Below are 21,127 nucleotides of genomic sequence, written 5' to 3' on the forward strand. Positions count from 1 at the left end.
CTCCATTTCATTTTGGTTGGGGAAAGCGGCGACAGCCGCCAGAGGAAGGGGTCAGACCTTGCTGGGGCTGTTGGCCGACAAGGTCACATCAAGGGCCACATGGCCCGCCTGCGCGCCAAAGCCGGTGAAGGCCTGCGACAGGGTTTCAAACACCGGCCCGGCATCGCCGCGCAGCTTGGTGCAGAAATTCTTGCTCCGCTCGAACGTGCCAGAGGATTTCAGAAAGTCGATGCAGCCATAGATCTCGTCCATATGGTGCCCAAGCCCCAGCGGATAGAGCGAGAACTGTGCCGCAACCGTCTGGCCGGTCAGCGCGGCGGCAGTGACCCCGGCCTGAGCCGCGGCAATCCGGTCGGGCAGGGGCGTGCCGGGTGGCAAGCCGCCAAGCGGGGTGCAAATCGGGTCATCCGGTTCCCCCGGACAACCGCGCGACACCGTGGCGTGCAAGGTACAGTGCACACCACCGCGCGCGGCGGCGACAAACAGATCGCGCATCGCGGGGAACAGGATTTCGGGCGGGCCGACCAGCAGGGTCGACAGATCGTCGGTTTCAATCCGCAGCTGGTCGCGCCACGGGTCAAGCGCCGACAATGCGCCAAGAATGATGCCGATGAAGTCATCGGACATGGGATACAGGGATATCTGTGCGCCGGAAAACATCTCTACCTCGCTCCGCTGGCATTACCCAGATCAGCTAAAGGGTTCGCGGGGTAGCCCCCGACATCTCAGCCCCGGCAGTACGGAGCGCCCCTGTTCAACAGCAGACATTAGCAGAAGAAATCGCGGGAGCAAGACCGAGTTTTCTGGGGGGACGTTCTTTTAGGGGCGTGTGTATAAAGGTAGTGTCAGGCGCAGGGTGCTTGCCGGGCTGCGACTTTCGCCTATCTGCAACGTCCTGACAAATGGAGCGGAAAATGCGGACATTGGTGATCGGCAGTTCGGGTGGCATCGGGTCGGCCTTGCTTGCGGCCTGCGCGCCGGATGGGGTGGGCCTGTCGCGCCGTGACGACGGGTTCGACCTGACCGACGAGGCAAGCATTGCCCGCGGGATGGAAGCGCTTGACGGCAGCTTTGACCGCATCGTGGTCGCCACCGGCGCGCTGGAGCTGAACGGGGCCGCCCCCGAGAGGGCGCTGCGCAGTCTGGACCCGGCGGCGATGGCAGCCCAGTTCGCGTTGAACGCCATTGGGCCGGCACTTGTGCTGAAGCATGCGCTGCGCCTGTTGCCCAAGGACCGGCCCAGCCGGTTTGCTGCCCTGTCGGCACGGGTGGGCAGCATCGGTGACAATCGTCTGGGCGGATGGCATAGCTACCGCGCGGCCAAGGCCGCGCTGAACCAGCTGATCCACACCGCCGCAATCGAAGCGGCCCGCAGCCATCCGCAGGCGGTTGTGGTCTGCCTGCACCCCGGCACGGTGGCCACGCCACTTACGATGAAATATGCAGGCAGCCATGCGACGATCGCCCCTGATCAGGCGGCACAGAACCTGCTGCGGGTGCTGGATGGCCTGACCCCTGCCGACAGTGGCGGCTTCTTTGACTGGCAAGGCAAGCCGGTGCCATGGTGAAGCGCCTTGTCCTGATCCTGGGGGATCAACTGGCCCATGATATTGCCGCCCTGCGCTTCGCCGATCCGGCGCGCGATGTGGTGGTGATGGCCGAAGTGCGGGGCGAGGGCACCTATGTGCCGCATCATCCGCAAAAGATTGCGCTGATCCTGTCCGCCATGCGCCATTTCGCGGCAGACCTGCGCCATGCCGGGTGGGAGGTTGCCTATACAAGGCTTGATGACCCGGACAACACGCAGACGATTCCCGGCGAGCTTTTGCGCCGCGCGTCAGAGCTTGGGGCCACCGAGATCCATGCCACCCGTCCGGGCGAATGGCGGCTGATCACCGCGCTGGATGAGATGCCGTTGCCGGTGACACAGCATGCAGATGACCGGTTCTTGTGTTCCGACGCCGACTTCGCCGCATGGGCCGAGGGTCGAAAGCAGTTCCGCATGGAGTGGTTTTACCGCGAGATGCGGCGCAAGACCAGATTGCTGATGGACGGGGACCAGCCGGTTGGTGGGAAATGGAACTTTGACCACGACAACCGCAAAGCGGCAAAGCCCGATCTGTTCCGCCCGCGCCCGCCACGCTTTGTGCCGGATTCCGTAACGGCGGAGGTCCTGGATCTGGTCGACGCGCAATATCCCGATCACTTTGGCCGCCTGCGGCCCTTTGGCTGGGGCGTCACCCGCGCCGATGCGCTGACCGCGCTGGACTGGTTCATCGATCACGCTTTGCCACGCTTCGGCGATGAGCAGGATGCGATGCTAGCGGATGACCCCATCCTCAGCCATTCGCTGTTGTCGCCCTATCTCAATATCGGGCTGCTGTCGCCGATGGAGGTTTGCGCCGCTGCCGAAGCCTCGCATCGCAAAGGCAAGGCACCGTTGAACGCCGTCGAAGGCTTCATCCGCCAGATCATCGGCTGGCGCGAATATGTGCGTGGGATCTATATGCTGCATGGGCCCGGGTATGCAGATCAGAACGTGCTTGGGGCTGACCGCGCGCTGCCCGCGCTGTACTGGGGGGCAAAGACCGACATGGCCTGTCTGTCCCATGCGGTGGCCCAGACCCGGGATCTGGCCTATGCGCATCACATCCAGCGGTTGATGGTCACCGGCCTGTTCGGGCTGATCGCCGGGATCAGTCCGCAGGCGCTGCATGAGTGGTATCTGGCGGTGTACATCGACGCCTTTGAATGGGTCGAGGCCCCCAACACCATCGGGATGAGCCAGTTTGCCGATGGCGGCGTGCTGGGGTCAAAGCCCTATGCGGCGTCGGGGGCCTATATCGACCGGATGTCGGATTATTGCGGCAGCTGCCGTTACAAGGTGAAGGACAAAACCGGGCCGGACGCCTGCCCGTTCAACCTGCTGTACTGGCATTTCCTGCTGCGCCATCGCGACCGGTTTCAGGCAAACCCGCGCATGGCCCAGATGTACCGCACCTGGGACAAGATGGATGAGACCCGCAGGCAGGACACCTTGTCTGAAGCCGATGCCTTTCTGCATCGGCTGGAGTCTGGCAAACGCGTCTGACGTTGCGCGCGGGGGCGCGGGATGTGGTTGGTCAGGGTGAAGGCGCAGCCTCTGTGGGGGGGGCGTCGGTTTCGACCCCATCCGGCTCGGCTGGCGTGGGGGCCATCAGGATGCCGTTTTCCCACAAGCCTTCGGCGGTCTGGCCGCTGGTATAGGTCAGTTTGCCCGGTCCGGCGCGGCGACCTTTGACAAAGCTGCCCTCATAGACATCGCCATTGGGATAGGTGGCGGTGCCAGTGCCTTCGATCTCGCCCGCGCTCCAGTCGCCGGAGTAGCGAAAGCCGTCGGGGCCGGTAATTTCGCCGTTGCCCTGACGCAACCCTGCGACGAAGTCGCCGGCGTAGACCGACCCGTCGGGATAGGTGGCGACACCTTTTCCCTGCCGCTGGCCGTCGACGAAGGTGCCTTCAAAGCTGTAGCCATCTGTCAGGGTCAGCCGCCCCTCTCCGTCGGGGCGCGCGGCTTTGAAGCCGCCGGTATAGGTTGCACCATTGGCATAGCTGGCGGTGCCGGTGCCTTCGATCACGCCACCCGCCCAGGTGCCGTCATAGGTGGACCCGTCAGCGTAGGTGATCTTGCCTGTGCCTTCGGCCTGATCGTCCTGCACCTCGCCGTCATAGACCGAGCCGTCGGGAAAGGTGATGCGTCCGGTTCCGGTCAAGCGACCATCCACCCAGTCGCCGTCCAGCAGGGTGCCGTCGCTGGCGCGAAAAATGCCCTTGCCGTTGCGCCGGTCGGCCTGAAACAGTCCTTCGAACACATCGCCACTGGCATAGGTGGCCTTGCCCTGTCCCTGCCGCTGGCCTTCGGCAAAGCCGCCTTCATAGAGGTCGCCATTGGGCTGGGTCAGCAGGCCGGTGCCGTTGATCTGGCCGGCCACCCAGTCGCCGACATAGGTCAGCCCGTCTGGCATGGTCAGCGTGCCGGTGCCCTGCCGCTCGCCCGCTGCCAGCGTCCCGTCATAGACGGCCCCGTCGGGATAGGTGATTCTGCCGCTGCCCTGTTTCAGGCCCTCGGCCCAGCCGCCGTCATACCGATAGCCGCCCGGGCCGTCCTGCACGCCCTGACCGTGGTGTTTGCCGTCGACAAACGCGCCGGTATAGACTGACCCGTCGGGATAGCGCGCCACACCTTCACCGGTCATCTTGCCGCCGGACCAGTCACCCTCATAGCTGCCGCCATTGGCATAGGCGATCTTGCCACGCCCTTCGGGCTTTCCCGCAGCGAACTGCCCTTCATAGACCGACCCGTTGGGATAGCGTGCAACGCCTTGCCCCAAGATCTCGCCTGCCTGCCATTCGCCGGTGTAGCTGTAGCCATTGGGCAGCGTGTAGGTGCCGGTGCCATGCTGACGGCCGTTCAGGAAGGTGCCCTCATAGAACGAGCCATCGTCATATTGCTTGGTGAAGATCTCGCCGTCCTGCGCCATTGCGCCCCAGGGCAAGGCAAGGCCCAGCAGGAGTGCCCCCGTCATCGTGCATAGCCTGTGGCGCATTCCGTCCCCCTGCCGATCTTTGTGGCAAAGCCTAGCGGTGCCGGGTGGCCCTGACAAGCAGTGCGGTCCTGCTGTCGCAATCACTTTCCCTTGCCGGACAACCTGCTAGAACAACCGCATCTGCAGTCGAAAAAGGTGCCGCCATGGCCGATGTGTTCCGCCTGACCCTTGCCCAGCTGAACCCGACCGTCGGTGATCTGCGCGGCAATGCCGCAAAGGCGCAGGCCGCCTGGGAACAGGGGCGGGCCAAGGGGGCCGATCTTGTGGCGCTGACCGAAATGTTCATCACCGGCTATCAGACCCAGGACCTGATCCTGAAACCGTCGTTCCAGCAGGCGGCCATCGCCGCGATCCACCAGCTTGCCGTCGACTGTGCCGATGGTCCGGCACTGGCCATCGGCGGGCCGGCGCTGCAGGAGGGGCGGCTTTTCAACGCCTATTACATCCTGCACGGCGGGCGGGTCACGGCGACGGTGCAGAAACACCATCTGCCCAACGATTCGCTGTTTGATGAAAAGCGCCTGTTCACCTCTGCCGATGTGCATGGGCCTTTCACCATCAACGGGGTGCGGATCGGGTCGCCGATCTGTGAGGATGCCTGGCATCCGGATGTGGTCGAGACGCTGGCGGAAACCGGGGCCGAGATCTTGCTGGTGCCCAATGGCAGCCCCTACCACCGGGGCAAGCCGAACCTGCGGCTGAACCTGATGATATCCCGCGTGGTCGAAACGGGGCTGCCGCTGGTTTATCTGAACATGGTCGGCGGGCAGGATGATCAGGTTTTTGATGGGTCAAGCATGGTGCTTAACCCCGGCGGTCATCTGGTTGCGCAGTTGCCGCAGTTTGACGAACATGTCACCCAGATTGTCTTTCGGCGCACTTCCGATGGCTGGCGCGCCGACCCGGGCGAGATTGCCGAGATCCCCCCGATCGGTGAGGCGGATTATCGTGCCTGCGTGCTGTCGGTGGCCGATTACTTCGCCAAGACCGGATTTTCAAAGGCGGTGCTCGGCCTGTCTGGCGGAATTGATTCGGCCATCGTGGCCGCCATCGCCGCCGATGCGCTGGGGCCGGAAAATGTGCGTTGCGTGATGCTGCCATCGGAGTTCACCAGTGCTCATTCGCTGGAAGATGCCGAGAAATGCGCGCGTGCCCTGGGGTGCCGTCTGGATACCGTGCCGATCACCGCCGCGCAAAAGGCGGTGGGCGAGACGCTTGCGCCTTTGTTCGCCGGAACCGACGAAGGCATCACCGAAGAGAACATCCAAAGCCGGCTGCGCGGTGTGATGCTGATGGCGATTTCCAACAAATACGGCGAGATGCTGCTGACCACCGGCAACAAATCGGAAATGGCGGTCGGCTATTGCACGATCTATGGCGACATGAACGGTGGCTACAACCCGGTCAAGGACATGTACAAGACCCGCATGTTCCTGACCGCCCGCTGGCGGAACGAAAACCATCGCGACTGGATGAAAGGCCCGGCGGGCGAAGTGATCCCCGAACGGATCATCACCAAGCCCCCGTCGGCCGAACTGCGGCCCGACCAGACCGATCAGGACAGCCTGCCGCCCTATGACGTGCTGGATGCGATCCTTGAAGGGCTGGTGGAGCGTGAGGCGTCGGTGGCCGAGCTGGTCGCCGAAGGATTTGACCGCGATACGGTCAAGAAGATCGAACACCTGCTGTATATCGCCGAATACAAACGCTTCCAGTCCGCGCCCGGCACAAGGCTGACACAAAAGGCGTTCTGGCTGGACCGCCGCTATCCGATTGCGAACAGGTGGCGCGACCCCAGCGGTGCATAGCGCCAGATCGGGGCGCAGTTTCCGCCAACCCCCACAAGGGCGAGGGGAGCCGACTGTCCTTTAAGCCCGCGCGGTCATGCTGGCAAAATGCGTCCCTCCGCCCTTTTGGGGGAGGGACGGGGTCTGCGCAGCCGGTCAGATCTTGCGCGCCGCCGCCTCATGAATCAGGCGCATGACGTCTTCGGCGCGGCAGAGCATGGTGGCGTCGGTCATCACCGCCGCCGCGGCTGCCGCCGAGGCCATGGCGAGCGCCTGTGCACTGTCCTGACCGCGCGCGAGGCTGAGCACGAAGGCGGCGACAAAACTGTCGCCGGCACCCACCGTCGATTTCACCGGCACCTTCGGCGCGGGCGAGAACAGCCGCTGTCCGGCTTCGGCCAGCACATTGCCTTCGGCTCCGCGCGCGATGATCACCCGTTTCGCCACGCCACGCGCCACCAGCTCGGCCGCGAAATCCGCCGTATCGGTGAGGGTTTCCAACCTGCGCCCGGCCAGCTCTTCCCCTTCTTCGCCATCCATACGCAGCACTTCGAGCCGGGGGATGGGGGTTTGGACCGCTTTGGTCAGCGCAGCACCCGAAGTGTCGAGCACGACCAGCGACCCTTCCATACTGGCCGCCAGCTGTGCGGGGAAGTCGGCAGGCACGCCCGGCGGCTGGCTGCCCGAGATGACACTGTAGCCCCCGGGTCGCGCTGTTGCCGACAGCAGGGTAAACACCCGCGCCCGCTCTGCCGCGCCCCAGACCGGGCCGGGCAGCATGAAACGGAACTGTCTGCCCGAAGACTCCTCGGTCACCGTCAGGCTTTGCCGCGTCTCACCGGGGCCGAGGATGGACAGGAAGGTTACCCCTTCGGCGCGGATCAGCCCGGCCAGCCGGTCGCCGGTCAGCCCGCCAAGCGCCACCAGCGCAAGCGAGTCGCCCCCCAGCGCCTTGATCGCCCGGCTGACATTCAGCCCGCCGCCGCCGGGGTCCAGATGCGGGTCGGTGCAGCGCAGTTTGTGGCCGGGAATGATGTTGGTCACCCCGGTCGCCATATCCAGCGCGGGGTTCAGCGTCAGCGTCAGGATCGGGGCTTGCATGGCAGTGTCCTTGTGATGTGACGGCAGGGTAGCGCCAACCGCGTGCCTCGGGAAGCGGTGCCTTTGCCTTGCATTTTAGCTATGCGCTTTGTGCGGCTGCACACGATGTCTGCGCTTTCGCTTGGAATATGCAGAGGTGAGGTCCACATCTAGGCTGTATTCAATTGAACCAAAGCCCGGAGGCTCTGTCATGTCTGTCAAGCTCGCGATCCTGTTCTATTCCACCTATGGCACCAATCACCAGATGGCGGAAATCGCCGCCGATGCCGCCCGCGCTGCCGGGGCAGAGGTCAAGCTGCTGCGCATCGCCGAAACCGCACCAGAGGCGGTGGTGAACGGTCAGGATGCGTGGAAAGCACAGGTTGAAAAAGTTGCCGATATTGCGGTCGCCACCCCGGGAGATATGGAATGGGCCGATGCCTATCTGTTCTCCGCTCCCACGCGCTTCGGGGCCGCCCCCAGTCAGCTGCGTGCCTTTATCGACACGTTGGGCGGGCAATGGGGCAGCGGCAAGTTGGCCAACAAGGCGGTCAGCGCCATGACAAGCGCGCAGAATCCGCATGGAGGGCAGGAGGCCACCATTCTGGGCCTTTATACCACCTTCATGCACTGGGGTTCGGTCATCGTGGCCCCCGGTTACACCGATCAGGCCCTGTTCGCGACCGGTGGCAACCCTTACGGCTACAGCCACACCCAAGGGGCCGAATTCGACGACAAGGCCAAGGCGTCCATCGGCCATCAGGCCAAACGCACGGTGGAGATCGCGGCCAAGCTGAAGGGCTGATGTTGAATTGGGGGGGCGGGTGATCCGCTCCCCCTCTACTGCGATTTTCAGCCCGGGGTTTCCCGGGCTTTGCTTTATATCAGCCGTTCAGCATCATCTGATAGCTGACCGGCACATAACGGAAGCCGTCGTCCACTGCCTCTACATAGCCTACACCGGGGAAGGGCATGTGGTAGCCGACAAACGGCACCCGGTCTGCCGCCAGCATGCCGAAGACCGCCTTGCGGGTCGCCGCCGCCGCTGCCTTGTCCATGTCAAACCGCACCTCCCAATCCGGTTTTTGCAGCGACCAGACGTAGTGGTTGGCGGTATCGGCGGCCAGCAGCAGGCTTTGCCCGTCACTTTCCAGCATATAGGCCATATGGCCGGGGCTGTGGCCAAAGGCGGCCATCGCGGTGACGCCGGACACGACCGACCCACCGTCGTCAAGCATGGTCATTTGTTCGGACAGCGGGGCAACCTTGGTGTCAAACCCTTCATTCCCTGCCGTCAGCCAGTGATTATGCTCCACCGATCCGGTCACATAGCGCGCGTTGGGGAATGTCGCCCCGGCGTCGCCCGCGAGGCCACCGATGTGGTCGCCGTGCATGTGGGTCAGCACCACCACGTCGATCTGGTCAGGCGTGTACCCCGCCGCAGCCAGAACCCCGGTGATCGCCTCGGTCGCAAGCCCGGTGTCGAACAGCACCAGCTCGGCCCCGGTGTTCACGATGGTCGGGGTAAAGAAATTCTGGCTCATATCCGCCGGAATGAAATTCGCCTCGGCCAGGGCGGCGAAGTCTTCGGGCGACGCATTGAGCCCGAAAGTTTCTTGCGGGTTTTCCAGCGGGCGGCTGCCCACCAGCAGGGTCGTCACCTCGAACCCGCCCAGCTTGAAGCGGTTGAAGCCGGGCATGGTTGCCCCCATCATCTCTGCGGCGGCATGTGCGGGGCGGGTTAGCAGGGCAGGGGCGAACGGCACGGCGGCGGCGGCAAACAGGGCCGAACGGCGGGTCAGTCTGGGCGTCGTCATGGAAATCCTCCAGTGTTGCAGTCCTGCAGGCAGGTAGCCCCGATCTGAGCGCCCGCCAATCACGGACCCGTCATGGCCTGTGCGTTGCTGCGATAATAGCCGTGCGCAGGCGCGCAATGTCAGGGCGACGGCATGCGACGCAGCCTATTCCCACCATGGATCAATCCGGGCGATATCGGCATCACTCCACCCGAAATGATGCGCCAGCTCGTGCACCAGCACATGTGTCACCAGCTCTTGCAAGGATACATCGCCCCGGTCCACCCATTCATCCAGGATCGGGCGGCGGAACAGCCAGATCACATCGGGCTGCATCGGCTGGTCGCTGATGGATTTTTCGGTCAGTGGAACGCCTTCGTACAGCCCCGTGAGTTCAAACGGATCGTCGATGTCCAGCGATTCCAGAATCTCATCCGGGGCGAAGTCTTCGATCCGCAGCCGGATCTGCGTGGCAGCCGCGCGGTACGGGCCGGGCAGGCCCGCGATTGCGTCATGCGCAAGCTGTTCGATCAGGGTAAGGTCGGGGGCAATGGCGCCGGGCGAGGTCTGGGTCATGGGCCGGATATAGGGGCCACTGTGCGCCGGTGTAAGGGACCTGCGCAAACTGGACAATCGACGGGCTCTGTGACAGGGAGAAGCGGTTGCAGGAGATGCCCGATGACCCGCCCTACCATCACCCGTTTTGCCCCCTCGCCCACCGGCTATATCCATGTCGGCAATCTGCGCACCGCGCTGATGAACTACATGATCGCCCGCAAATCCGGCGGCCAGTTCATTCTGCGGCTGGATGACACCGATCAGGAACGGTCCAAGCAGGAATATGCCGATGCGATCATGGCCGATCTGGACTGGCTTGGCCTGCACTGGGACCGGGTGGAACGCCAGTCGCTGCGCATGGACCGCTACCGCGAGGCGGCCGAAGACCTGAAGGCCAAGGGTCGGTTCTATGAGGTGTTCGAGTCGCCGGTCGAGCTGGACCTGAAGCGCAAGAAGCAGCTGAACATGGGCAAGCCGCCGGTCTATGATCGCGCCGGGCTGAACCTGTCGGACGATGACAAGGCCAGGCTGCGGGCTGAAGGGCGCGCCGGGTATTGGCGTTTTCTGTTGAACCAGAACCGCATTGAATGGACGGATGGCATCCTTGGCCCGGTCTCGATTGATGCGGCATCGGTCAGTGACCCGGTGCTGATCCGTGCCGATGGGCAGGTTCTGTATACTTTCGCCTCTTCAGTCGATGACATCGACATGGGTGTCACCTTCATCGTTCGTGGCGCGGACCACGTGACCAATACCGCCACCCAGATCCAGATTATGGAAGCCATGGGAGGCACCCCGCCCGATTTCGCGCACCATTCGCTGCTGACGGGGGCCAAGGGCGAGGAGTTGTCCAAACGTCTTGGCACTTTGTCCCTGCGTGATCTGCGCGCCCGGGGGGTGGAGCCGTTGGCGCTGCTGAGCCTGATGGCGCGGCTGGGATCGTCAAAGCCGGTGGAACTGATGGGTTCGATGGACGATCTGATCGACGGGTTTGAGGTGGGTAGCTTTGGCTCTGCCCCCACCAAATTTGATGCCGAGGACCTGTTCCCGCTGACCCGGCATTATGTGCAGGCCCTGCCGTTTGACGCAGTGCAGGACCGGATCGCCAGTCTGGGCGTGCCGGCCGAAAAAGCCGAAGGATTCTGGACCGTCGCGCGCGGCAACATCACCGTGCTGGAGGATCTGGAGGGCTGGTGGACGCTGTTCCGCGACGGTGCGACCCCGCTGGTGGCAGAGGAGGACCGGGAGTTCATCGCTCAGGCCTTCGATCTTCTGCCAGCGCAACCGTGGACGCGCGACACCTGGGGCCAGTGGACGATGGCGGTGAAAGAGGCCACGGGCCGCAAGGGCAAGGGCCTGTTCATGCCGCTGCGCAAGGCGCTGACCGGGCAGGAACACGGGCCGGAAATGGCGGATGTGCTGCCATTGCTGGAAAAGCGCCCCAGCCTGTGAACGACTGACGTTTTCAGCGATCAGAGCGCATTGGCTGTCGCACCGTCGCAATCAAAAAGGCCCCTGCTTTCACAGGGGCCTTTTCAAATGTCAGGTGTGCCGGATCATTCTGCCGTCAGAAGCGGTGGTTTGGAGCCTGTGATCCGCGGCTTTTGCGGCTCGTCGATTTCCAGCACGATGCTGTCATCCTTCACCGTCACACGAACCACTCCACCCTTGACGAGTTTGCCGAACAGCAGCTCTTCCGCCAGCGGCTTCTTGATGTGTTCCTGGATCACGCGGCCAAGCGGGCGCGCGCCCATTTTGTCATCATAACCCTTGTCACCCAGCCAGGTCGTCGCTTCGGGCGTAAGTTCGATGTGAACCCCACGATCCATCAGCTGTGCTTCAAGCTGCATCACGAACTTCTCGACAACCTGGAAAATCACCTCTTTGCCAAGGGACGAGAAGGAGATCACCGCATCCAGGCGGTTGCGGAATTCAGGGGTGAAGGTCCGTTCAATCGCAGCGGTGTCTTCGCCGGTGCGCTTTTCGCGGCCAAAGCCGATGGCTTCTTTCTGCATGTCAGCAGCCCCGGCGTTCGAGGTCATGATCAGGATCACATTGCGGAAGTCGACGGACCGGCCGTTGTGGTCGGTCAGTTTGCCGTGGTCCATCACCTGCAGCAGGATGTTGTAGACATCCGGATGCGCCTTTTCCATCTCATCGAGCAGCAGCACGCAATGCGGATGCTGGTCGATGCCATCGGTCAGCATGCCGCCCTGATCAAAGCCGACGTAGCCCGGAGGCGCGCCGATCAGGCGGGACACCGCATGTTTTTCCATATACTCCGACATGTCGAAACGCAGCAGTTCCACGCCAAGGCTAGAAGCAAGCTGCTTGGCCACCTCGGTCTTGCCCACACCCGTTGGCCCGGCAAACAGGTAGTTGCCGATGGGCTTTTCGGGTTCGCGCAGGCCCGCACGCGCCAGTTTGATGGCCGAGCACAGCGCCTCGACCGCCTTGTCCTGACCAAAGACCACGCGCTTGAGCGTCTTTTCCAGATCGCGCAGGGTTTCTGCATCATCTTTGGAGACGTTTTTCGGTGGGATGCGGGCGATCTTGGCCACGACAGCCTCGATCTCCTTGGTGCCGATCACCTTGCGGCGCTTGGAGTCGGACAGCAGATGCTGAGCGGCCCCAGCTTCGTCAATGACGTCAATCGCCGAGTCGGGCAATTTGCGGTCGTTGATATAGCGGCTGGCGAGTTCGACCGCCGATTTGATCGCATCAGCGGTGTAGCGCAGGTCGTGGTGCGATTCAAAATGCGGTTTCAGACCCATCAGGATCTTGATCGCATCAGGGATCGACGGTTCGTTCACGTCGATCTTCTGGAACCGGCGTGACAGGGCGCGGTCCTTTTCAAAGTGTTGACGGAACTCCTTGTAGGTGGTGGAGCCCATGCAGCGCAGCTTGCCGCCCTGTAATGCGGGCTTGAGCAGGTTCGACGCATCCATCGCACCGCCGGAGGTGGCCCCGGCCCCGATCACGGTGTGGATCTCGTCGATGAACAGGATCGCGTCGGGATGATCCTCCATCTCTTTCATAACCGCTTTCAGCCGTTCTTCAAAGTCGCCGCGATAGCGGGTGCCGGCCAGCAATGCGCCCATGTCGAGCGAATAGATGGTGGCACCGCCCAGAACGTCGGGCACCTGCTTGTTGATGATCTTCCACGCCAGACCTTCGGCGATGGCGGTTTTGCCCACGCCGGGGTCGCCCACCAGAAGTGGGTTGTTCTTGCGGCGGCGGCAGAGCACCTGAATGCACCGCTCCACCTCGGCATCGCGTCCGATCAGCGGATCGACATCGCCTTTGCGCGCCTTGACGTTCAGATCGACGCAATACTTCGACAGCGCCGACTCCTTGGCTTCCCCGGCTTCGGCCTTGGGGGTTTCGTGGTGTTCTTCGGCACCCTGAACCGGGCGGCTTTCGCCAAAGGACGGGTCTTTTGCCACGCCATGGGCGATGAAGTTGACCGCGTCATAGCGGGTCATGTCCTGTTCCTGCAGGAAATAGGCCGCATTGCTTTCGCGCTCGGCAAAGATGGCGACGAGCACATTGGCCCCCGTCACCTCATTCCGGCCCGAAGACTGCACATGGATGGCCGCGCGCTGGATCACGCGCTGGAACGCAGCCGTTGGCACGGCTTCTGATCCTTCGACATCGGTGACCAGAGTGGACAGGTCATCGTCGACGAATTCCATCAGGGTTTTGCGCAGGTCGTCCAGATTGACCGAGCAGGCCTGCATCACGCGGGCGGCGTCGGGTTCATCGAGAAGGGCCAGAAGCAGATGCTCCAGCGTTGCGAGTTCGTGGCGACGGGCGTTGGCCAAGGCCAAGGCACCGTGGATGGCTTGCTCGAGAGTGGTTGAAAACGAAGGCACTTGCTGCGTGCTCCTGTTCCTCGGGGCAGGTTCAGGCGAAGTTCCGCCCTTACCAACCGTTGCCTCATACTCTTAAAGTTCGGTTTTATTTGCCGTACTTCAAGCAGAATATTTACGCTTTGGGCATTGGTGACATTTGTCACATCAAATGTGATCAGCCGTTGGGCGTTTCAGCTTCAGAACCTGTCCTTGCGCTTGCGAATTTCGGCGAAGGCATCCACATCGGACGATCCGGGCATTCCTACGGCAGCCTTGAGATCTGGCAAAGCGGCACGCAGGAAAGGGTTTGTCGCGAGTTCTTCGGACAGGGTCGAGGGAACTGTGGGGCGAACATCCTCGCGCGCCGCAGCAGCCTTCGATGCACGTGAGATAAGCGCAGGATTGCCCGGTTCAAGGGACAAGGCGAAGCGGATGTTCGATGTGGTGTATTCATGGCCCGAACAGACCAGTGTTTCCGGTGGCAGGGCGGCGAGTTTCGACAGGCTGGCCCACATGGTTTCCGGGGTGCCTTCAAACAGGCGTCCGCAGCCGGCGGCCATCAAACTGTCGGCAGTGAACACCAAAGCAGAGTCGGGGAAGTGAAAGGCGATGTGGCCCATGGTGTGGCCGGAGACGTCGATGACCGTGCCGGTTTCAGATCCGATGGTGACGGTGCCCCCTTCACGCAGCGCAGTGTCGAGCCGGGGCAGGCGGTGAGCGTCGGCTTGTGCACCCCAAACCTTGGCGCCCGTGGCGTCGCGCAGGGCGGCAACACCGGCGATATGGTCATCGTGGTGATGGGTGATCAGGATGTCGGACAGCTGCCAGCCGCGGCTTTCCAACGCGGCGACGATCGGCGCAGACTCGGGCACGTCGATCACGGCAGTGGCACCAGTGGCTGGATCGTGGATCAGAAAGGCATAGTTGTCTTTCAGGCAAGGGATCGTCACAAGATCAAGGGGCATGGTTGTCCTGTCGGTTGACTGTGTCGAGAATGGCCAGCATGGCCCGGAACAAGGATGGTCCGCAATGCATCTTGATGTGCTAGATCTGCGCAACTTTTACTATCGCACCCAGCTTGGGCGCGTGGCGCAGCGGGCCATCCGGGATCAGGTGGTGCAGTTCTGGCCGCCGGCGGCGGGGCAGACGGTGGCGGGCTTCGGTTTTGCGGTGCCGCTGTTGCGGCCCTATCTGCCAAAATCGCGCCGGGTGATCGGGCTGATGCCGGGGCCGCAGGGGGTGATGCCTTGGCCTGCGGGCATGCTCAATGTGTCGGTGCTGTGCGAGGAAACCGCCTGGCCGCTGTCAACCGGGCTGGTGGACCGGCTGGTGCTGATGCATGGGCTGGAAACATCGGAACATCCGACGGCGGTGCTGGAAGAGGCGCACCGGGTGCTGGGGCCGGGGGGGCGGGCGCTGTTCATCGTGCCGAACCGGTCTGGCCTGTGGGCGCGGCGCGATGGCACGCCGTTCGGCTTCGGGCGACCCTACAGCGTCAGCCAGCTGGAGGCGCAGCTGAAACGCCACGGCTTTACCCCGGACCGCGCGGTGGCAGCCCTGTTCGCGCCACCCTCTACCGGGCGCTTCTGGCTGCGCACGGCCGAGTTCTGGGAGCGGATCGGCAAGCGCGCGCCCTGGCTGGTGGGCGGGGTGCTGATGGTCGAGGTGACAAAGCAGGTCTATGCGCCTACGCAAGGCGGGCTGGCGGCGGCGGTGCGCCGTCCGCTGCGGGTGCTGGAAGGCGTGGGCCAGCCGGTGCCGACCCCTTGCAAAGGCGCGCCCAACAGCGCCGGGCAGTGACGCGGGGGTGGCAGCGGCCCTCGCGTCCCAAAAGCCGCGCACCTACTTACTCGCAAAGAGATTCGTGCGGCGTTTTATTCTATGACAGATCGTGGCATCCGAACGGCTGGGATGGCGCGATTTTAACCAGACAGCCTGTGGCCTGCGGTGCCAAAGAGTCGCAGGTGTGCAGGTGCAGCGTAAACATATCGGAAACCTGCAGCGATGGATCACAAAGTGGCGACCAACACGGTTGCGGGGTTGCAAAGGCTCTGCTAGAGACGCGCAAAATCAAGACGCATACGCCTAGTGTGCGCCATTGGCGGCCTCTGATCTGCCGAGCGCAGGGTGGGGCCAAAGACAACGGAAGGGATGACGTGTCCGAACCAGCTTCGATCTCCTCCGGCATCGCCGCGCGCTACGCCACCGCTCTGTTCGAGCTGGCAAAGGAAACGGGGGCCCTGGTGGCTCTGGAATCCGACGCAGACGCGCTGACTGCCGCACTGTCCAGCAGCGCCGATTTCGGGACGTTGATTTCGTCGCCCGTGATTACGCGTGAAGATCAGGCCCGGTCCATTGCTGCGATTGCCGCCAAGATGGGACTGTCGGACCTGACCGCCAAGACGCTGCAACTGATGGCGGCCAAGCGCCGGCTGTTCGTGTTGCCGCATGTTCTGTCGCGGCTCGCGGCCATGATCGCGGAAGAAAAGGGTGAAGTGACGGCAGAGGTTACCTCGGCCACCGCCCTGTCCGATGAACAGGCAAATACCCTTGCCGCCACGCTGAAAGCGCGCGTGGGCAAGGATGTGAAATTGAAAACCGCTGTCGATGAAAGTCTCATCGGCGGTCTTGTCGTCAAGCTCGGCTCCACCATGATCGACACCTCGGTCAAGGCAAAGCTCGCAGCTCTCCAGAATGCAATGAAAGAGGTTGGGTGATGGGAATTCAGGCTGCTGAGATCTCTGCGATCCTGAAAGAGCAGATCAAGAACTTTGGCATGGATGCCGAAGTGGCCGAAGTGGGCCGGGTTCTTTCGGTAGGTGACGGGATTGCCCGTGTGCATGGGTTGGACAATGTCCAGGCTGGCGAAATGGTGGAATTCCCCGGTGGTATCCGCGGGATGGCGCTGAACCTTGAAGTCGACAACGTCGGTGTGGTGATCTTCGGGTCTGACCAGGACATCAAGGAAGGCGATACCGTCAAGCGCACCAAGTCCATCGTGGACGTGCCTGCGGGCAATGCCCTGCTGGGCCGTGTCGTGGATGGTCTGGGCAACCCGATCGACGGCAAAGGCCCGATCGCGGCAACCGAGCGTCGGATCGCCGACGTCAAGGCCCCCGGCATCATCCCCCGCCAGTCGGTGCACGAGCCGATGGCAACCGGTCTGAAGGCCGTTGACGCCATGATCCCGGTTGGTCGCGGTCAGCGTGAGCTGATCATCGGTGACCGTCAGACCGGCAAGACTGCTGTGGCGCTGGACACCATTCTGAACCAGAAGTCCTACAACGAGGCGGCTGGCGACGACGAGTCGAAGAAGCTGTACTGCATCTACGTTGCCATCGGCCAGAAACGCTCGACCGTGGCGCAGTTGGTGAAGAAGCTGGAAGAAACCGGCGCGATTGAATACACCATCGTGGTGGCTGCCACCGCGTCTGACCCGGCCCCGATGCAGTTCCTGGCACCCTATTCGGCAACCGCGATGGCCGAGTTCTTCCGCGACAACGGCCGTCATGCGCTGATCATCTATGATGATTTGTCGAAGCAGGCTGTTGCCTACCGTCAGATGTCGCTCTTGCTGCGCCGCCCGCCAGGCCGTGAAGCCTATCCGGGCGACGTGTTCTACCTGCACTCCCGCCTGCTGGAGCGGTCCTCGAAGCTCAACGCCGATTTCGGTTCGGGCTCGCTGACGGCGCTGCCGATCATCGAAACCCAAGGCGGCGACGTGTCAGCCTTTATTCCGACGAACGTGATCTCGATCACCGATGGCCAGATCTTCCTTGAGACCGAACTGTTCTACCAGGGCATTCGCCCGGCTGTGAACACCGGTCTGTCGGTGTCGCGCGTTGGCTCTTCGGCACAGACCAACTCGATGAAGACCGTGGCTGGCCCTGTGAAGCTGTCGCTGGCGCAGTACCGCGAGATGGCGGCCTTCGCGCAGTTCGGGTCCGACCTCGACGCCTCGACCCAGCAGCTGCTGGCCCGTGGCGCGCGCCTGACCGAGCTGATGAAGCAGAACCAGTACTCGCCGCTGACCAACGCGGAAATCGTCTGCGTGATCTATGCAGGCACTGCAGGCTTCCTCGACAAGGTTGCGGTCAAGGATGTGGGCCGGTTTGAAGCCAGCCTGCTGTCCTTCCTGCGCAACCAGCGCAAGGATATCCTGGACTGGATCACCACGGCTGACCCGAAAATCAAAGGCGCAGATGAGCAAAAGCTGAAAGACGCTATCGCTGAATTCGCCAAAACCTTCGCTTAAGCGTCTGAAAGGACAGGGATATGCCCAGCCTTAAGGACTTGAAAAACAAGATCGCGAGCGTGAAGAACACGCGCAAGATCACCAAGGCGATGCAAATGGTCTCGGCGGCAAAGCTTCGCCGGGCCCAGGACGCTGCCGAAGCGGCACGGCCCTATGCCGAGCGGATGAATGCCGTCATGGCAGGTCTGTCCGCATCGGTGGGCACATCGGAAGGCGCGCCCCGGCTGTTGGCCGGGACGGGCCGTGATCAGGTGCATCTGCTGGTCGTGATGACAGCGGAACGCGGCTTGTGCGGCGGCTTCAACTCGACCATCGCGCGGCTTGCCCGCGTGCGGGCGAACGAGCTGTTGGCGCAAGGCAAGACGGTCAAAATCCTGACGGTCGGCAAAAAGGGTCGCGAACAGCTGCGTCGCGATCTGGAAAGCAACATGGTGGGCCACATCGACCTGAGCGATGTGAAGCGCGTCGGCTATGCCAATGCCCAAGGTATTGCGCGCGACGTGCTGGCCCGGTTTGACGCGGGTGAATTCGACGTCGCGACGATCTTCTACAACCGGTTCCAGTCGGTGATCAGCCAGGTGCCGACGGCACAGCAGATCATTCCGGCCAAGTTCGAAGGGGCCACCACCGGTGCCCTGTACGACTATGAGCCGAGTGAGGAAGCCATTCTGGCTGACCTGCTGCCCCGGGGTGTTGCAACGCAGATCTTTACCGCTCTGCTGGAAAACGGTGCCTCGGAACAGGGGGCGCGGATGAGCGCGATGGATAACGCAACGCGCAACGCAGGCGATATGATCAAGAAGTACACCACGATCTACAACCGCTCGCGTCAGGCTGCGATCACCAAAGAGCTTATCGAAATCATTTCGGGCGCTGAAGCGCTCTGAGGAACTGGAGAAACGACATGGCACAAGCACCGAAAGCAGCTGCCGCGGCGGGCAAGGTGACGCAAGTTATCGGCGCCGTCGTGGACGTGCAGTTCGAAGGCGAACTTCCCGCAATTCTGAACGCGCTGATCACCGACAACAATGGCAAGCCGCTGGTTCTGGAAGTGGCACAGCATCTTGGCGAAAGCACGGTTCGCGCCGTCGCAATGGACGCGACCGAAGGTCTGGTGCGCGGTGCCCCCGTGTCCGACACCGGCAAGCCGATTCAGGTTCCGGTCGGCCCGGCGACGCTGGGCCGCATCATGAACGTGATCGGCGAGCCGGTTGACGAACGTGGCCCGGTCAATGCGGCCGAAACCCGGTCGATCCACCAGCCCGCCCCGACCTTTGCGGAACAGGCCACCGAGAGCCAGATCCTGGTGACCGGCATCAAGGTGATCGACCTTCTGGCCCCCTATACCAAGGGCGGGAAAATCGGTCTGTTCGGCGGTGCCGGCGTGGGCAAGACCGTTCTGATCATGGAACTGATCAACAACATCGCAAAAGTGCACTCGGGTGTGTCGGTGTTCGCCGGTGTGGGTGAGCGGACCCGTGAGGGCAACGATCTTTATCACGAGATGATCGAGTCGGGCGTTATCGATCTGGAAGACCTGACCAAATCGAAAATCGCACTGGTTTATGGCCAGATGAACGAGCCTCCGGGCGCGCGGATGCGGATCGCCCTGTCGGGTCTGACCATGGCCGAACAGTTCCGCGATGAAACCGGCGCAGACGTTTTGTTCTTCGTCGACAACATCTTCCGCTTTACCCAGGCCGGTTCCGAAGTGTCGGCTCTGCTGGGCCGGATCCCGTCTGCCGTGGGCTATCAGCCAACGCTGGCCACCGACATGGGCGCGATGCAGGAGCGCATCACCTCGACCAAAAACGGCTCGATCACGTCCGTGCAGGCCGTTTACGTGCCTGCCGATGACTTGACCGACCCTGCGCCAGCCACGTCCTTTGCCCACCTTGACGCGACGACGGTTCTTGACCGCTCGATCTCGGAAAAAGGGATTTATCCGGCTGTGGACCCGCTGGGTTCCACGTCGCGTCTGCTGGACCCGCTGATCATCGGCGACGAGCATTACACCGTGGCGACCGACGTGCAGAAGGTGCTGCAGCGCTACAAGTCGCTGCAGGACATCATCGCCATTCTTGGCATGGACGAACTGTCGGAGGACGACAAGCTGGCCGTCGCTCGTGCGCGCAAGCTGGAGCGTTTCCTGTCGCAGCCGTTCGACGTGGCGAAAGTATTCACCGGGTCTGATGGTGTGCAGGTTCCGCTGGAAAAGACCATCGCGTCCTTCAAGGCCGTGGTTGCCGGTGAATATGACCACCTGCCGGAAGCCGCCTTCTACATGGTCGGCGACATCGAAGACGTGAAAGCCAAGGCCGCCAAACTCGCTGCCGCTGCGGCGTAAGGGGGGGATCATGGCATTCCAGTTCGACCTCGTCAGCCCGGAGCGGCGCCTTGCTTCGGCGAACGCCACCGAGGTGCAGATCCCGGGTGCCGAAGGTGACCTGACGGCGATGGAGGGGCACGCCCCCACCATCACCACCTTGCGCCCCGGCATTCTGAAGGCGGTCGCCGCTGATGGCACCAAAGCCTTTGTCGTGACCGGTGGCTTTGCCGAAATCACGGCGACCGGCGTTTCGGTTCTTGCCGAACGCGCGGTCCCGGTGGAAGAGGCAACGCCCGCCGTGATGGAAAGCCTGATGGCTGAAGTCCGCGTGGCCGCTGGCGCTTCTGACGACAAGGATGCCGTCGACAAGGCCGTTGCTGACATGATGGCAGCGCGCAGCGCCATCGGGCAATAGCGCGTCGACCCCCGTTGAATTCTGAACAGGCCCCGGCGTAAGCTGGGGCCTGTTCCGCTTTCAGTGGCATTTTTTCAGGGTTTGCGCGCGTCAGAAAGGCCATTTGCATGAAACGGTTTCCATCCGGCAGTATCGGTATCGCTCAGGGGTCTTGCGTGCTGTTTTCCGATTTTGCCGATGGTGGCGTGATGTGGACAGGGGAGGGAGACCGGGAAAGCCGCCATTCTGTGGCGTTTCCACAAGAGTTTCGGCTGCCCCCGGCCGTTCAGGTCAGCATTTCGATGTGGGACACGGATCACCAGACCAATGCCCGCGCTGATCTGACCGCCGAAAATATCTGCCTTGCCGGTTTTGATCTGGTTTTCAAAACCTGGGGGAACACGCGGGTCGCGCGGATCCGGGCGGATTGGATGGCGATTGGTCAGGTGCGCGATGACGACGACTGGGAGATTGACTGATCGGTGCGC

19 protein-coding genes and 1 riboswitch are annotated in these 21,127 nt (G+C 62.7%); of the genes, 12 read left to right on the forward strand and 7 right to left on the reverse strand.

Annotation, left to right across the window (positions count from 1 at the left end):
• Window positions 1-51: 51 nt before the first annotated feature.
• Window positions 52-660 carry a YkoF family thiamine/hydroxymethylpyrimidine-binding protein gene (locus EEB11_RS08515; RefSeq protein WP_135430262.1) on the reverse strand — a complete coding sequence of 203 codons (609 nt, stop codon included), beginning with the start codon at window positions 658-660 and terminating at the stop codon, window positions 52-54.
• A riboswitch (TPP riboswitch) is annotated at window positions 651-762 on the reverse strand. Its footprint overlaps the gene before it by 10 nt.
• A 152-nt stretch (window positions 763-914) precedes the next feature.
• On the opposite strand from EEB11_RS08515, the gene EEB11_RS08520 reads away from it, so the two are divergent.
• A complete protein-coding gene (locus EEB11_RS08520) occupies window positions 915-1,568 on the forward strand; it encodes an SDR family NAD(P)-dependent oxidoreductase (protein WP_135430264.1) in 654 nt (217 codons plus the stop codon).
• Window positions 1,565-3,091 (forward strand): cryptochrome/photolyase family protein, encoded by a 1,527-nt coding sequence (locus EEB11_RS08525; RefSeq protein ID WP_135430765.1) that lies wholly within the window; start codon window positions 1,565-1,567, stop codon window positions 3,089-3,091. The genes EEB11_RS08520 and EEB11_RS08525 overlap by 4 nt, the downstream gene beginning before the upstream one ends.
• Window positions 3,092-3,122: 31 nt before the next feature.
• Here EEB11_RS08525 and EEB11_RS08530 read toward each other — a convergent pair whose 3' ends face one another.
• On the reverse strand, window positions 3,123-4,565 hold the full coding sequence (locus EEB11_RS08530) for an MORN repeat-containing protein (RefSeq protein WP_245298833.1): 1,443 nt from the start codon (window positions 4,563-4,565) through the stop codon (window positions 3,123-3,125).
• 164 nt (window positions 4,566-4,729) lie between these two features.
• Between EEB11_RS08530 and EEB11_RS08535 the strand changes: the two genes are divergently transcribed.
• Entirely contained in the window at window positions 4,730-6,394 is a 1,665-nt protein-coding gene (locus tag EEB11_RS08535; protein WP_135430268.1) for an NAD+ synthase, read from the forward strand.
• 135 nt (window positions 6,395-6,529) lie between these two features.
• On the opposite strand, the gene EEB11_RS08540 is transcribed toward EEB11_RS08535, so the two are convergent.
• The gene (locus EEB11_RS08540) at window positions 6,530-7,474 is read right to left on the reverse strand and encodes a 1-phosphofructokinase family hexose kinase (protein WP_135430270.1); all 945 of its coding nucleotides are present in this window, start codon (window positions 7,472-7,474) and stop codon (window positions 6,530-6,532) included.
• A 190-nt stretch (window positions 7,475-7,664) separates the two neighbouring features.
• On the opposite strand from EEB11_RS08540, the gene wrbA reads away from it, so the two are divergent.
• Window positions 7,665-8,258, forward strand: coding sequence for an NAD(P)H:quinone oxidoreductase (wrbA, locus tag EEB11_RS08545; protein ID WP_135430272.1), 594 nt, complete (start codon window positions 7,665-7,667; stop codon window positions 8,256-8,258).
• 79 nt (window positions 8,259-8,337) lie between these two features.
• On the opposite strand, the gene EEB11_RS08550 is transcribed toward wrbA, so the two are convergent.
• Entirely contained in the window at window positions 8,338-9,270 is a 933-nt protein-coding gene (locus EEB11_RS08550) for an MBL fold metallo-hydrolase (RefSeq protein WP_135430274.1), read from the reverse strand.
• A 144-nt stretch (window positions 9,271-9,414) separates the two neighbouring features.
• Window positions 9,415-9,825, reverse strand: a complete 411-nt coding sequence (locus EEB11_RS08555; RefSeq protein WP_135430276.1) for a metallopeptidase family protein — start codon at window positions 9,823-9,825, stop codon at window positions 9,415-9,417.
• A gap of 102 nt (window positions 9,826-9,927) precedes the next feature.
• Between EEB11_RS08555 and gltX the strand changes: the two genes are divergently transcribed.
• The gene (gene gltX / locus EEB11_RS08560) at window positions 9,928-11,259 is read left to right on the forward strand and encodes a glutamate--tRNA ligase (protein WP_135430278.1); all 1,332 of its coding nucleotides are present in this window, start codon (window positions 9,928-9,930) and stop codon (window positions 11,257-11,259) included.
• Between the two features lie 104 nt (window positions 11,260-11,363).
• Here the strand turns inward: gltX and clpA are convergent, their stop codons facing one another.
• Both clpA and gloB read right to left on the reverse strand, forming a co-directional pair.
• The gene (gene clpA / locus EEB11_RS08565; protein ID WP_135430280.1) at window positions 11,364-13,682 is read right to left on the reverse strand and encodes an ATP-dependent Clp protease ATP-binding subunit ClpA; all 2,319 of its coding nucleotides are present in this window, start codon (window positions 13,680-13,682) and stop codon (window positions 11,364-11,366) included.
• 176 nt (window positions 13,683-13,858) lie between these two features.
• Complete coding sequence (gloB, locus tag EEB11_RS08570; protein WP_135430282.1) at window positions 13,859-14,626, reverse strand: hydroxyacylglutathione hydrolase; 768 nt, start codon at window positions 14,624-14,626, stop codon at window positions 13,859-13,861.
• Between the two features lie 64 nt (window positions 14,627-14,690).
• Between gloB and EEB11_RS08575 the strand changes: the two genes are divergently transcribed.
• The 7 genes from EEB11_RS08575 (at window position 14,691) to EEB11_RS08605 (ending at window position 21,118) form a co-directional block, all read left to right on the forward strand.
• Complete coding sequence (locus EEB11_RS08575; protein WP_135430284.1) at window positions 14,691-15,461, forward strand: class I SAM-dependent methyltransferase; 771 nt, start codon at window positions 14,691-14,693, stop codon at window positions 15,459-15,461.
• Between the two features lie 356 nt (window positions 15,462-15,817).
• On the forward strand, window positions 15,818-16,378 hold the full coding sequence (locus tag EEB11_RS08580; RefSeq protein ID WP_135430286.1) for a F0F1 ATP synthase subunit delta: 561 nt from the start codon (window positions 15,818-15,820) through the stop codon (window positions 16,376-16,378).
• Complete coding sequence (atpA, locus tag EEB11_RS08585; protein ID WP_135430288.1) at window positions 16,378-17,916, forward strand: F0F1 ATP synthase subunit alpha; 1,539 nt, start codon at window positions 16,378-16,380, stop codon at window positions 17,914-17,916. Before EEB11_RS08580 ends, atpA begins: the two co-directional genes overlap by 1 nt.
• Before the next feature lie 20 nt (window positions 17,917-17,936).
• On the forward strand, window positions 17,937-18,803 hold the full coding sequence (locus tag EEB11_RS08590; protein WP_135430290.1) for a F0F1 ATP synthase subunit gamma: 867 nt from the start codon (window positions 17,937-17,939) through the stop codon (window positions 18,801-18,803).
• A 17-nt stretch (window positions 18,804-18,820) separates the two neighbouring features.
• Window positions 18,821-20,263, forward strand: coding sequence for a F0F1 ATP synthase subunit beta (gene atpD / locus EEB11_RS08595; RefSeq protein WP_135430292.1), 1,443 nt, complete (start codon window positions 18,821-18,823; stop codon window positions 20,261-20,263).
• 10 nt (window positions 20,264-20,273) lie between these two features.
• Complete coding sequence (locus EEB11_RS08600; RefSeq protein WP_135430294.1) at window positions 20,274-20,660, forward strand: F0F1 ATP synthase subunit epsilon; 387 nt, start codon at window positions 20,274-20,276, stop codon at window positions 20,658-20,660.
• 107 nt (window positions 20,661-20,767) lie between these two features.
• Window positions 20,768-21,118 carry an H-type lectin domain-containing protein gene (locus EEB11_RS08605; protein WP_135430296.1) on the forward strand — a complete coding sequence of 117 codons (351 nt, stop codon included), beginning with the start codon at window positions 20,768-20,770 and terminating at the stop codon, window positions 21,116-21,118.
• The last annotated feature ends 9 nt before the right edge of the window (window positions 21,119-21,127 follow it).

It is taken from the genome of Pseudotabrizicola sediminis (genome assembly GCF_004745575.1).
Taxonomy (GTDB): domain Bacteria; phylum Pseudomonadota; class Alphaproteobacteria; order Rhodobacterales; family Rhodobacteraceae; genus Pseudotabrizicola; species Pseudotabrizicola sediminis.

Bases quoted from the DNA above. Each gene is read 5' to 3' on its own strand.
- EEB11_RS08515 (WP_135430262.1), bottom strand. From the start codon at position 660: ATGTTTTCCGGCGCACAGATATCCCTGTATCCCATGTCCGATGACTTC.
- EEB11_RS08520 (WP_135430264.1), top strand. From the start codon at position 915: ATGCGGACATTGGTGATCGGCAGTTCGGGTGGCATCGGGTCGGCCTTG.
- EEB11_RS08530 (WP_245298833.1), bottom strand. From the start codon at position 4,565: ATGACGGGGGCACTCCTGCTGGGCCTTGCCTTGCCCTGGGGCGCAATG.
- EEB11_RS08535 (WP_135430268.1), top strand. From the start codon at position 4,730: ATGGCCGATGTGTTCCGCCTGACCCTTGCCCAGCTGAACCCGACCGTC.
- EEB11_RS08540 (WP_135430270.1), bottom strand. From the start codon at position 7,474: ATGCAAGCCCCGATCCTGACGCTGACGCTGAACCCCGCGCTGGATATG.
- wrbA (WP_135430272.1), top strand. From the start codon at position 7,665: ATGTCTGTCAAGCTCGCGATCCTGTTCTATTCCACCTATGGCACCAAT.
- EEB11_RS08550 (WP_135430274.1), bottom strand. From the start codon at position 9,270: ATGACGACGCCCAGACTGACCCGCCGTTCGGCCCTGTTTGCCGCCGCC.
- EEB11_RS08555 (WP_135430276.1), bottom strand. From the start codon at position 9,825: ATGACCCAGACCTCGCCCGGCGCCATTGCCCCCGACCTTACCCTGATC.
- gltX (WP_135430278.1), top strand. From the start codon at position 9,928: ATGACCCGCCCTACCATCACCCGTTTTGCCCCCTCGCCCACCGGCTAT.
- gloB (WP_135430282.1), bottom strand. From the start codon at position 14,626: ATGCCCCTTGATCTTGTGACGATCCCTTGCCTGAAAGACAACTATGCC.
- EEB11_RS08575 (WP_135430284.1), top strand. From the start codon at position 14,691: ATGCATCTTGATGTGCTAGATCTGCGCAACTTTTACTATCGCACCCAG.
- atpA (WP_135430288.1), top strand. From the start codon at position 16,378: ATGGGAATTCAGGCTGCTGAGATCTCTGCGATCCTGAAAGAGCAGATC.
- EEB11_RS08590 (WP_135430290.1), top strand. From the start codon at position 17,937: ATGCCCAGCCTTAAGGACTTGAAAAACAAGATCGCGAGCGTGAAGAAC.
- atpD (WP_135430292.1), top strand. From the start codon at position 18,821: ATGGCACAAGCACCGAAAGCAGCTGCCGCGGCGGGCAAGGTGACGCAA.
- EEB11_RS08600 (WP_135430294.1), top strand. From the start codon at position 20,274: ATGGCATTCCAGTTCGACCTCGTCAGCCCGGAGCGGCGCCTTGCTTCG.
- EEB11_RS08605 (WP_135430296.1), top strand. From the start codon at position 20,768: ATGAAACGGTTTCCATCCGGCAGTATCGGTATCGCTCAGGGGTCTTGC.